This is a genomic window from bacterium, from assembly GCA_022763185.1.
Lineage (GTDB): Bacteria > Bdellovibrionota_G > JALEGL01 > JALEGL01 > JALEGL01 > JALEGL01.
Map to the genome: position 1 here is coordinate 222589 of JALEGL010000006.1, position 11602 is coordinate 234190.

At 35.3% G+C, this 11602-nt stretch carries 11 protein-coding genes; 7 read left to right on the forward strand and 4 right to left on the reverse strand.

Annotated elements, in window-relative coordinates; genetic code table 11:
* Positions 1-12 precede the first annotated feature (12 nt).
* From MRY82_03715 to MRY82_03725, 3 genes are read right to left on the reverse strand one after another with little or no spacing between them, the layout of a single operon-like run.
* Entirely contained in the window at positions 13-912 is a 900-nt protein-coding gene (locus MRY82_03715; GenBank protein MCI5072039.1) for a polyprenyl synthetase family protein, read from the reverse strand.
* Positions 913-917: 5 nt separating this feature from the next.
* Positions 918-1142, reverse strand: coding sequence for an exodeoxyribonuclease VII small subunit (gene xseB / locus MRY82_03720; protein MCI5072040.1), 225 nt, complete (start codon positions 1140-1142; stop codon positions 918-920).
* A gap of 5 nt (positions 1143-1147) precedes the next feature.
* Entirely contained in the window at positions 1148-1378 is a 231-nt protein-coding gene (locus MRY82_03725) for a hypothetical protein (protein MCI5072041.1), read from the reverse strand.
* Between the two features lie 188 nt (positions 1379-1566).
* Between MRY82_03725 and MRY82_03730 the strand changes: the two genes are divergently transcribed.
* From MRY82_03730 to MRY82_03760, 7 genes are all read left to right on the forward strand, one after another.
* On the forward strand, positions 1567-4218 hold the full coding sequence (locus MRY82_03730; protein MCI5072042.1) for an insulinase family protein: 2652 nt from the start codon (positions 1567-1569) through the stop codon (positions 4216-4218).
* A complete protein-coding gene (locus MRY82_03735; GenBank protein ID MCI5072043.1) occupies positions 4215-4598 on the forward strand; it encodes a hypothetical protein in 384 nt (127 codons plus the stop codon). Before MRY82_03730 ends, MRY82_03735 begins: the two co-directional genes overlap by 4 nt.
* Positions 4580-6214: an ABC transporter substrate-binding protein gene (locus MRY82_03740; protein MCI5072044.1), complete on the forward strand. Its 1635-nt coding sequence runs from the start codon at positions 4580-4582 to the stop codon at positions 6212-6214. The genes MRY82_03735 and MRY82_03740 overlap by 19 nt, the downstream gene beginning before the upstream one ends.
* Before the next feature lie 24 nt (positions 6215-6238).
* A complete protein-coding gene (locus MRY82_03745; protein MCI5072045.1) occupies positions 6239-7210 on the forward strand; it encodes a cysteine synthase family protein in 972 nt (323 codons plus the stop codon).
* A 2-nt stretch (positions 7211-7212) separates the two neighbouring features.
* Positions 7213-8376 (forward strand): PLP-dependent aspartate aminotransferase family protein, encoded by a 1164-nt coding sequence (locus MRY82_03750; GenBank protein MCI5072046.1) that lies wholly within the window; start codon positions 7213-7215, stop codon positions 8374-8376.
* A 75-nt stretch (positions 8377-8451) separates the two neighbouring features.
* Positions 8452-9030 carry a LemA family protein gene (locus tag MRY82_03755; protein ID MCI5072047.1) on the forward strand — a complete coding sequence of 193 codons (579 nt, stop codon included), beginning with the start codon at positions 8452-8454 and terminating at the stop codon, positions 9028-9030.
* 2 nt (positions 9031-9032) lie between these two features.
* Positions 9033-10877 carry a M48 family metalloprotease gene (locus tag MRY82_03760; protein ID MCI5072048.1) on the forward strand — a complete coding sequence of 615 codons (1845 nt, stop codon included), beginning with the start codon at positions 9033-9035 and terminating at the stop codon, positions 10875-10877.
* 15 nt (positions 10878-10892) lie between these two features.
* On the opposite strand, the gene MRY82_03765 is transcribed toward MRY82_03760, so the two are convergent.
* Positions 10893-11570: a hypothetical protein gene (locus MRY82_03765; GenBank protein MCI5072049.1), complete on the reverse strand. Its 678-nt coding sequence runs from the start codon at positions 11568-11570 to the stop codon at positions 10893-10895.
* Positions 11571-11602 lie beyond the last annotated feature (32 nt).

The window sequence follows — 11602 nt, forward strand, 5'->3', positions numbered from 1 at the left end:
ATTGCTGATCATCTATGATTTTCGTTCAATAATAAATGTACTTAAGCACTCTAGGTTATGGTGTTTTAATTCTAAAGCTTTAAGATTACCTAAAATAGATTGAAGCAGATGATGCATGGTGTTTTGAGCTTGCTCAAGACCCAGTATTGAAACATAGGTACTTTTATGATGTTCAAGATCGCTGTTGGCATTTTTACCTAAAGTTTGTGAGTCTTGGGTCACATCCAAAATATCATCGGCCACTTGGAAGGCAAGACCAATTTCATTGGCCAGTGTACTGAGCTTTTCTTGTTTTTGGGAATTTAAATCAAAGGCAATGGCAGGTGCGACCAAGGCGGCATTAATTAAGGCTGCTGTTTTGCCCATGTGAATTTGTTCAAGCGTATGTTGATCTAAATTTGGGTTGTTTTCATGAAGAAGGTCTAGCATTTGTCCTCCCACCATGCCACATGCACCAGACTTTTGACTGATATATGACATGATTTGAGTTTTTTTCTCTGCGCTAAGATCCCATTGAGGAGAAGATAAAATTTCAAAAGCCATATTTAATAAGGCGTCTCCGGCAAGAATAGCCGTGGCTTCATCAAAAGCAATATGACAGGTTGCTTGACCGCGACGTAAACTGTCATCGTCCATGGCAGGTAAGTCATCATGAATAAGAGAGTAAGTATGAATGCACTCTATGGCCGCTGCAATGGGCGTGATTTGATCAATGTTCTTTGCACCTAAGTCTTTTGCTAGAGCAAAACTCAATGCTGGTCTAATACGTTTTCCTCCGGCAAATAAGCTGTATTCACACGCCTCCTTTAAACGAGGAGATAAATTGTTATGTTGTTTTAGATAGGTCTTAAGATAACGATCACAGCAATCTTTGCTAAACTGCAAAAGTTGGGTAAGTTGTGGAGACGTCATCGCGATTAATCAGCCAGGTCTTGTTTTTTCAGTTGTTGCATTAGCTGATCAACTTTTTCTTCAGCTTCAGTAATTTGTTGGGTACAAGTTTTTGACAGGTTGATTCCTTTTTCAAACAAGTCCAAAGATTTTTCTAAGGGCATATCTTTGGATTCAAGTTGATTGACAATAGATTCTAGCTCATCCAAAGCCACTTCAAAGGCAAGTTTTTTAGATTTTTTTTCGACCATTGTTGTTATCCTTCAAGAAAAATTCTACTCACATAAAAACTGACCAAAATAAGAAAGCCGCCCAAGAGAAAGAGAAGCGTATGTCCAAAAACTCGACGCCGTTTTTTAATTTCACTGATGGATAAACCCATTATAATAATACAAAACCCCAAAAATACAGTTTCTAAGGTGATGGTGTAGATAAAATTAAGAATGTTTTGTGTACTCCAGCCAAACATGATTGGCAGAAATAGCATAAAATGATCGTCTAGTCGATAGCAATAGTTATGTCATAGCTTTTGATCGCACAGCTCTTAATGCAATTTTTCAATAATGGTCTGTAAATTAAAATAAGCTTTTTTTTGTTAAAGTAGATAATACGGAAGTTTTTCATGACGCATGAGGAGGAGCGTGTTAATATTGCCCAGTCTTGAAAGAAAATCAGGTGTATAAATTATCTAATGGTTTGAATGTCTTGCTGTGTCCGCGCCCAGATGAAAAATTGGTGTGCTCTATGCTGTGGGTCAATGTTGGCTATGAACATGAGTCCAAGCATAATTTGGGTATAGCGCATATGCTAGAGCATTTGTATTATCGAAAAAAAATCATAGATCATACAGGGAATAAAAGTAGTGTGTTGCAAAGCATGCGTAAATATGGCGCTGTGCACAATGCCGTTACAGCTCAAGACCATACACATTTTTATGCAGTAACTACAAAAGAAAACTTCTTCCCAATTGTTTCTGCACAACTGCAAGCGATATTATCCAATCACTATGACAATGAAGATTTACAACTGGAAAAATCAGTCATATTTGAGGAATTGAAAAAAAAGCTTTTTAATTCACACATTCAAGGCCGAGAAGCTCTTTTATCCATGATTTTTCCTGACAATGACGGCTTAAAAGAGCGCAGTCTAAAGGACAAGACCATTGATTTAGAGTTAAAAGACATTAAAGACTTTCATCAGCACTATTATCAAGCGCAAAATATAAACTTATGTATTTATGGCAGTTTTAGCCCAGATCAAACACTAGAGCATTTGGAGCAGTGTTTAAAGGATAGGGTTGAAGAAATGAGTATAGAAAAAAATTCAGCGCAAGCAGCTAACATCAACTCTAAACCAAGTGTATTAAGTCATAGTTTGAATTACAAACGTGTTTTATTTGATCAAGCTCATAGTCATTGTAAATTTGGCTTTGAATTTCCTCTTAACTTAAATCGTATGATTTTGGCAGACTTACTTGCCATTATGTTAGGCAAAGGGAAAAGTAGTATTTTAGGAAAAAACTTTGGTGATCATGCAGGCAGTACAGTTTTACACTTTAATCAAAAAAGTGTTTTTTTATTAGAAGCAGAGTGTGAAGTTAGAAATTTAGCGCAAACACAAGAGATACTCCTGAGTAGTTTGTATGCTCTTGCAAAAGACATCAATGAGAACACTGACTTGGTCAAAAGTGATATGCAAAAAGCAAAAAACATATTGCATAGCAATTACTTTTCTCAAGACTTAAGCCTGATTAACGCAACTTACAAGCAGTGCTACATGAATCATTGTTTGCAGCAATTAGCTTTGGATCATGATGAAATAAGTTATTTAGAGACCTTAAAAAATATACAGTTAAAAGATGTACAGCAGTTTATTCACGATTATTTAAATTTCTCTCAAGCCAAAATTTTAGAAATGGTTCCCAAACATATGGGTCATGCTTATGAAGCTGAACAGAAAATAGCCTCTCTACAAAAGCGAATTGATCAGTACCTCAACAGTTATAACAGCAAAAAAGTTGAAAACACGGAATCCTCAGAAGTTTTAGAGCATACCTTTTTTACTGAGCAAAGCGTTGAATCAAATGAGCAAGATAGGTTTAGGCAACAAAGTTTTGCTTGTGGCGCACAGCTGATCTACTGTCAAAAACCAAAAGTGCAAATGGCAAATCTAAGCATTCGTTTTAAAGGTGGCCGTTTAGAAGAAACTTTTACAAGCAGTGGGTATACCAATGCGTCTTTAGGCTTGTTGGCACAAGCAACCATGCATCAAAGTCAACTTGAATTTAAAGATAACCTAGAAGCGCATGGTATACAATTAAGCTATGATGCATCTGCAGATCACTTTGGTTACTCCATGACCTTACCTCAAGTTAATTTAAAACAAGGTTTAAGGACGATCTCAGATATGATCATGGAACCTTATGTTAATGCTGACCTGTTGGAACAAGAAAAAAACAAAATTTTTAATCAACTCGCGGGTATTGAAAAAGATTTATTCTTTAAACCTGTAGAACTTTTTTATCAGGCCCTGATGGGAATTCACCCTTACGCATGGCCACGATATGGACATGCGGCTTCAATCATGAACGTGAATGCTGAAAATATTTTAGATTGGCATAAAGAACATTTTTGTTTGTCTAATATGGTTATTGCTTACGTTGGCCCTGCACCTTATGCACAAGTCCAAGAAATGGTATTGTCACAGTTTGATTTAAATTCTGGTGTGAACAAGGAAGAAAAAAAAGGTGTATTATCATTTATGCCGCCACGTAGCCCAGTAGAAAATATTGCGATGACTAAAGGATCGCAAGTCGGCTTTGTTTTTGGTTTTAAAGGTGTTAAATTTAATGATAACGATAAAGTTGTTTTAGATTGTTTGGCACATATTTTATCAGGTTTGGGTGGAAGGCTGTTTAATGAGCTTAGGGATAAACGAGCTTTGGTTTATCAAAGTATGGCTTACAACATTGCGTTGCTTAAAGCGGGAGCTTTTTTTGTTTATGCTAAAACCAACTTAAAGCATGAAGAGGAAGTGAAAAACAGAGTTTTGGTTGAATTTGAGCGACTTAAAAGCCAAGTTGTCTCTCAACAAGAGCTTAGTGAAGCTATAGAGTGTGCTATTTGTCAACATGCGGTAGATATGCAAGCTTCAAGTAGTTTGGCCTATTTAATGGCTGAATCCGCAATCAATGGTGGTCAAATGCAAGACTTGTTTGAATATGAACACAAGTTAAAAAAAGTTAATATTGGTCAAGTTAATGAATGTGCAAATAAAATTTTTGATTTGGATCATAGTGCTATAGGTGTTTTAAGAGGCAAAGCATGACTTTGGAACAATTTATTGATCAATATAAATGTGATAATGCTCAAGCTATAAGTGTTGTTGTTTTTTGCCAAGAATCAAATATTTTTGCTTGTACTCAAAAGTTAAAAGACCTTGAACAATCAGAACATATAAAAATTGTGATCCAGCCATGTCCTTATGAGGGGATTGAGTTTTTATTCAGAACACCAATGAATATTCCTCAATCTTTCTTAGGAGAAGAGACAGATTTTTTTTGGCAGGGCGTGTTTATCAAGCGAGTTGATTTACTCAAGCAAGCAAGTTTGGCACATTACTCTTTTTGGCTTGCCATTTTACAGCAAGAGATAGCTCAACTTGAACAAGCAAAAAAGGAACTATTAACATGCATAGTAAGCAACTAAAATTAAATTGGAGTTATTTTATTCTTGGCCTAAGCTTTTTGATTTTAGGATCATGTGCATCACAGTTTTCAACTGTGGATCGTAGGCAAAGACAAAAAAAAGTTTTTAGACTGTTTACACAAAGCCCACTAAAAACATTGCATCCAGGTCAACTCAAAACATATACTGAAACCATATTAGGTTTACAGCTACATGAGCCTCTATTGTATGTTGTTCCTGAGACAGGAAAGATTGTTCCTTTGGCAGCAGAAAGCTATAGCCAGAGTTTTGATGAAAAAAGCATTACGTTTAAACTCAGGTCTGATTTAAAATGGTCAAATGGCCAAGACATAACAGCGGATGACTATGTTAATACTTTAAACTACATCTTAAATAAAAATAATAAGAGCCCGCATATTACAAAATTAATTCATATTAAAGGGGCTCAAAAACTAATTGAAGGTGAAATTCTATCGCCAAATGAATTGGGTGTGCAATCTTTAGGGAAAAGAATAATTAAAATTCAATTTGAACATTATGATTTAAGAACTATTATGTTGTTTGCTCGACCATGGACAGGGCCTTTGAGAAAAATTAACACTATGGATTCTTTACAAACACAACAAGACTTTTCATCATGGGTAGGCAATGGTTTGTTTATTCCAGTAAGAAAAAATAGTGAAGTTATTTTATTGCGTAAAAACCCTTATCATCGATGGGCCAGTAAAATTGAACTAGATGAAATCAGTCTTTTTTACAATAAAAGTTTAGAAAATATAGAGAAAGTAGGACCTCAACAAGTTCATGTAGTTGGAAACAGAGGTTTTTCAATTGATTTTGATGAGTATAAAAATCATTTTGTACAGCATGGTTATAAGTATATTTATGAGCCAGATTTATTAACCATGTTTTTAAGGCTTAATAATAAGCATCAGAATTTACAGGACGTTGCTATCCGTAGAGCAATTGCCATGTCAATCAATAGAGATTTTATTAAACAATCCTTACACTTTAACAATTATCAGGCAGCGTATTCAATGATGCCCAAAAATGTTTTGGGATATCAACCGCCATTGGGATTTTCATTTTCAAAAACAAGAGCTATAAATGAACTTGAAAGCTTGGGTTACTGTGTTGAGAAGGGTCGGAAAAACTGTAAAAAATTAGGAGAATTACAGTTTATGTATGTTGATACGGCTCGCAATGAAAAAATAGCTTTGGCAATTCAACAACTTTTTTTAAATGCTTTGCCCTTTAAAAGAGTAGTTTTACAAGCCGAAAAACAAAGCAAATTTGATCAAAGAGTTGTTAAAGGTGATTTTGATATAGCCATTGATACAGTGGGAGCTTTACCTGATAATGCATTCGGCATTTTGGAAGCCTTTTTACCCAGCAGAGCCAGTGCGGGTAGTTTTTATCATATTGGTTTTGAGAAAACTTTGAAAAAGGCTTTTACTCATGAGTACTGGCCTCAAGTTTTGCAAGGAATTAGGCAGGCTGAAGGTGTTCTTTTAGATAGTGTTGAGCTGGTTCCCATTTTTCATATTACCACTGGCCGTGTTATCAGTAATAAAGTTAAGGGATTTAAGCCCAATATTTTTTCTGAACAAGTGTATTCAACCATTAATATTAAATAATAATATAAAATTAAGGAGCATAGGATGATTCGTAATAATATTTTAGAATGTGTGGGAGACACTCCAATTGTTCGTTTAAATAAAATTGGTCAAAACTTTGAACATGAGCTTTTGGTAAAAGTTGAGTTTTTTAATCCAGGAAGTTCAATTAAGGATAGAATTGCCAAGCAAATGGTAGATGATGCGGTTGCTGAAGGTAAATTAAAAGAAGGCGGCACAATCATAGAGTGTACTTCAGGAAATACAGGAATGGGACTAGCAATGGTAGCCTGTGTAAAAGGGTTTAAATGCATATGCGTGATGCCGGATAAAGTATCTAATGAAAAAATAAAAATTTTAGAAGCCATGGGGTGTCAAGTTGTGGTGACACCAACTGCGGTAGAACCTGATGATCCTAGAAGTTATTACTCGGTAGCAAAAAAATTGGCAGAAGAAACTGAAAACTCATTTTATGTTGATCAATACCACAATCCTTCTAACCCAAAGACACATTTACTTAGTACTGGACCTGAAATTTACCAACAGCTTGGAGGCGAGCTGGATTATTTGGTCGTGGCTAGTGGAACCGGAGGAACTTTGTGTGGAACAGCAAAATATTTAAAAGAAAAAATTCCACATTTAAAAGCCATTTGTATCGATCCTATTGGCTCCATATATTATGATTATTTTAAAACTGGTGAAATACCTAAAGTGGTAACAAGTTATAAAGTGGAAGGTTTTGGTGAAGACTTCATGCCAGATACCATTGATTTTGATTTGATCGATGATGTCATTCAAGTATCTGATAAAGAGTGCTTTGATATGACTAGAGAGTTGGCTGCCAAAGAAGGTATTTTTGCTGGCGGATCATGCGGTGGAGCTATTGCTGGCGGCTTGAAAGTAGCAGAAAAAACAGAAGGTAAGAAAAGATTTTTAATGATTTTACCGGATAGCGGTTCACGGTATATAAGCAAAGTTTATGATAATACCTGGCTAAAAGAAAACGGTTATATCTAATGATGGATAAAACAAAGCTCAATTTTGCAAGTAAGGCTATTCATGTTGGTCAAGAACCGGATGAAAAAACAGGATCAGTTATTGTTCCACTGTATCAGACCAGCACGTATGCACAAAAGTCTCCAGGTGAGCATTTAGGCTATGAGTACTCGCGTACAGACAACCCTACAAGACATGCTTATGAAAAGTGTCTAGCATCATTAGAAAAAGCGCAGTATTGTGCTAGCTTTGCTTCTGGAATGGCAGCCATTCACTGTATTGTTGAAAGTTTAAATAAAAATGTACGTATCGTTTGTAGCGATGATGTCTATGGTGGGACATTCAGACTCTTTGATAAAGTATTTTCTAAGCATGGTTTGTATTTTGATTATCTAGATTTTTCTAATCTCAGCCAAGTAGAAGATTTTTTTAAACAACATACTGTAGATGTGTGCTGGATAGAAACTCCCAGCAATCCCATGCTTAAATTGATTGATATAAAGAGCTTGAGCCAAATTTGCCAAGACAATGGTGTTAAGCTGGTTGTTGATAATACTTTTGCCAGTCCATTTATTCAAAATCCGTTGATTCAAGGCGCCGATATGGTTGTTCACTCAACCACCAAATATATTGGAGGGCACTCTGATGTAGTTGGTGGAGCCATCATGTGTAATGATGAGGAGTGGTTTAAAAAAATTAAGTTTTTACAAAACTCAATTGGAGCCGTACCTTCAGCTTTTGATTGCTGGTTATCTTTAAGAGGGCTTAAAACCTTGGCCTTAAGAATGCAAAAACACTGTCAAAATGCTGTGGAAATAGCAGACTTTTTGAGTAGCCATGCTAAAGTAAAGCAGGTTATTTATCCTGGCTTAGAAGACCATCCAAATCATTATCTTGTGGGACAACAAATGCAAGGCTATGCTGGTGGCATGTTAAGTGTTAACCTTGACTTGAGTTTAGAGCAAACCAAAGCTTTTTTACGGCACTTAAACTTGTTCATTTTAGCAGAAAGCTTAGGTGGAGTGGAGTCTTTGATTGAGCACCCCGCTATTATGACCCATGCCAGTCTGCCAGCAGAAAAAAGAAGAGCTTTGGGAATAAGCGATGCATTCGTCCGTATTTCTGTTGGCATTGAAGACATTAATGATCTTAAACAAGATCTTGAACAGGCTTTATCAAAAGTTTAAGGTAAAAAGATATAATCAAGGCTTAGAATAAGCATTCAAGTAGACATTTTATGAAATTAAAGTAAAATTTATTTTATGATATATATTGTGCTCGCTTTACTCTTGTTATGTGTTGGAATTTTACTTGGAATTTACAACCGTTTGGTACGTTTAAAAAACAGGTATAAAAATGCTTTTTCACAAATAGATGTCCAGTTAAAACGCCGATATGATCTTATTCCTAATTTAGTAGAAGTCAGTAAAAAATATATGGAACATGAAAAAGAGACTTTAACGGCTGTTATTCAAGCTAGACAACAAGCTTCTGGTATTGCGAATCAATTAAAAAATAATTTAGGTGATAGCGGTTTGTTGGATAAACTATCGCAAGCAGAAAGTTCATTAAGTTCAGGTTTAGGGCGTTTATTTGCAGTTATGGAAAATTACCCAGAGTTAAAAGCCAATGAAAGCATGGCACAATTATCCGAAGAACTCAAAAGCACTGAGAATAAAATTTCATTTTCACGGCAATCTTACAATGATGCTGTGATGGTTTACAATACTGCAAGAGAAGTTTTTCCCAATAATATGATTGCAGGTATGTTTGCTTTTAATCCAGTTGCACAGCTTAAGATTGCTGAACAAGAGCGCAACACGCCAAAAGTTAAATTTTAGCTTTGGATTTTTTTAGTCAACAAAGAAAAAGAAAACAAGTATCTAAACTGTATATTGTTTTATTTATCACGGCTGTCGTACTGATAGATATTGCTTTATGTTTGTGTTCAGATTGGGTGCTAAAGAGTTATGTTGATGGTCGGTTTCAACGATATTTTCTTATCAGCGGTGTATTTTTTATTGGTTTAAGTATTTCGTTTCTAAAAATGCGTTTGGGGCCAGCCTCTGATGCCAACAGTATCATGAAGTACCTTGGTGCCAAATCGCTTTTGGATAAAGATCTAAGCCAAAAAGAATTGATTTTAAAAAATTGTGTTGAAGAAATGGCCATTGCTTCAGGAGTACCATGCCCAAATATGTATTGCTTTGAAAATGAAACGGGCATGAATGCTATGGCAAGTGGCTATAGCATTCATGACAGTGCCATTGCTATTACCCAAGGCTGTTTAGATCATCTTAACCGAGATGAACTTCAGGCAGTCATTGCGCATGAGTTTGGCCATATATTATCTGGAGATACGCGTATCAATATGTTGATGATGGCAGCTTTAAATAGCATCAGTTCAATTTATTTGTTTGGAAAGTTTTTAGTCTATCCAGGTAAAAAAACATTTCGCGGTAAAGGTGGAGTGTATCAAATTTTTCTTGGTCTGCTTTTGATGGTGATAGGGAGTTTAGGACAAATGTTTTCTAAGATCATAAAAGCAGCTTTGTCCCGGCAAAGAGAATTTCTTGCTGATGCTTTGTCTGTTCAATTTACTCGAAACCCCAGTGCATTAACTGGGGCATTAAAAAAAATTGGTGGTGATCGATGGGGCTCACAGGTGTTTAATCCTAAGATTGAAAAAGTGAGTCATATGATGTTTTGTGAGCTTCATTTAAGTCAAAACTTTTTATTGCCGATCATGGCTTCTCACCCAAGTTTAGAAGATAGAATAAGGGTCTATGAAAAAAAATTTGATGGTGTTTTCCCTCAAACCAGAAAAAAAGAAGTTTCTCCCGGTGTAGAGTCACAATGGCTGCAAGACAAACCCTCTATTTTACTGGGTGGTATGATTTCACCCATTGATACCGTGTATGCAGCCCATTTTTTAAAAGATTTAAACCTAAAAGATTACCGTTGGCTAAGATCTAAAGAGCAGTTAAAAGCAAAACTCTGTGCCATATACAGTTCAAAAAACGAAGCTGTATTTTTGCTACAAAAAAAGCTTTTAAACAAGTATTTATCAGAAGATGAGCTGAAAACCTATAGCATGGCTAGGGATTTTTTTAATAAGCATAGCTACAATGAAAAGATAGGTATTCAAGATTTACTTATCCCTATACTTAAAAAACAAAGACATGATCTCTTGTTTGAAATCAACAGTCTATTAAAAAAAGTAATTGATTGTGATGGGAAAATATCTTTGTTTGAGTGTGTTGCATATCAAATTTTTAAATTAAACTGTATACCCAACAAAGTTTCTCACAATAAAACTCAGTTAAAAACAGACGAAGCCTTGGTGATTGTTTTATCCAGTTTAAGTTATGCCTCAATAAGCAAAGATCCGGTTGAACAAAAACAAGCATTTTTATCGGGGATCACTTTTTTCTATCGTCATGGACAATATGAGTTGTTTAAAAAAGATGAGTTTAGTCATAACTTATTGTTGCAAGCCTTAGAAAATTTAAAAAAACTGGCTTTTTATGAACGGCAAAAATTATTGGCTGCATGCTATAAAATCATAAGTTATGATCACAATGTTTCTGAAAAGCAAGCAAGTATTGTACGTCTTTTAGGCGAGTATTTAGAAATTCCAATGCCTATATCTACGTATCAAAGCTTATTGACGGCTCAAAGGGTATAGTCTTGATTGATTTGATTAAAGCTTTGTTTTAAACTCTATTCCTAAACCCAAGCCACTTTTGTCTGTTGAAAAACCGTTGTATCTGTATTCAGCAACAGCGTACATTTTTTTATAAATATTAATCCCCAATTGATGTTCAGTTACTGTTGTTGTTGAACCATCAATGAAGTTATGGTCAAAAAAACCAGACAAGTACATGCGCTTACTTAAGGTTTTGGGGAAAAGTAGCCAATAATAATAATGTTCTAATTGCCAGGTGTAACCAGAAAGACTGTTAAATTGTAGTGGAAACCAGTTGAGAGTATAGTTAAGATAAAGAGATTTAAAAAAGTTTCTTAAGGCTTGTGTTTGTGAGATTTTCCAACCTATGCCTGTGCGTAAGGTGTCGTTATCAGTGCCGCCAGCAAGTGCCCATTGGTTTACCCAGTGTAAAGGAGCGTTATTAAATATTGACCAATAGATATTTTGTTCACTGTAAAAACTTGCAATATCTTCATTGCTTTGACCAAACTGAGACTCAAAGTTAGTAAACGAAAAATAACTCAGTTTTGATGAAAAGTTAATTCCTAACTCTAAAGTATAAACACTCAGATTTCTTGTGTCATATGGGTAAAGATTGAAGTTGGCAAATCCTGAGGACTTGGCCAATACACATGAAGAAAATAAAACAAGGCAAGTTAACAAATGTTTCATAAAACACGAAAATAGCAAAAAGTACTTTGTTC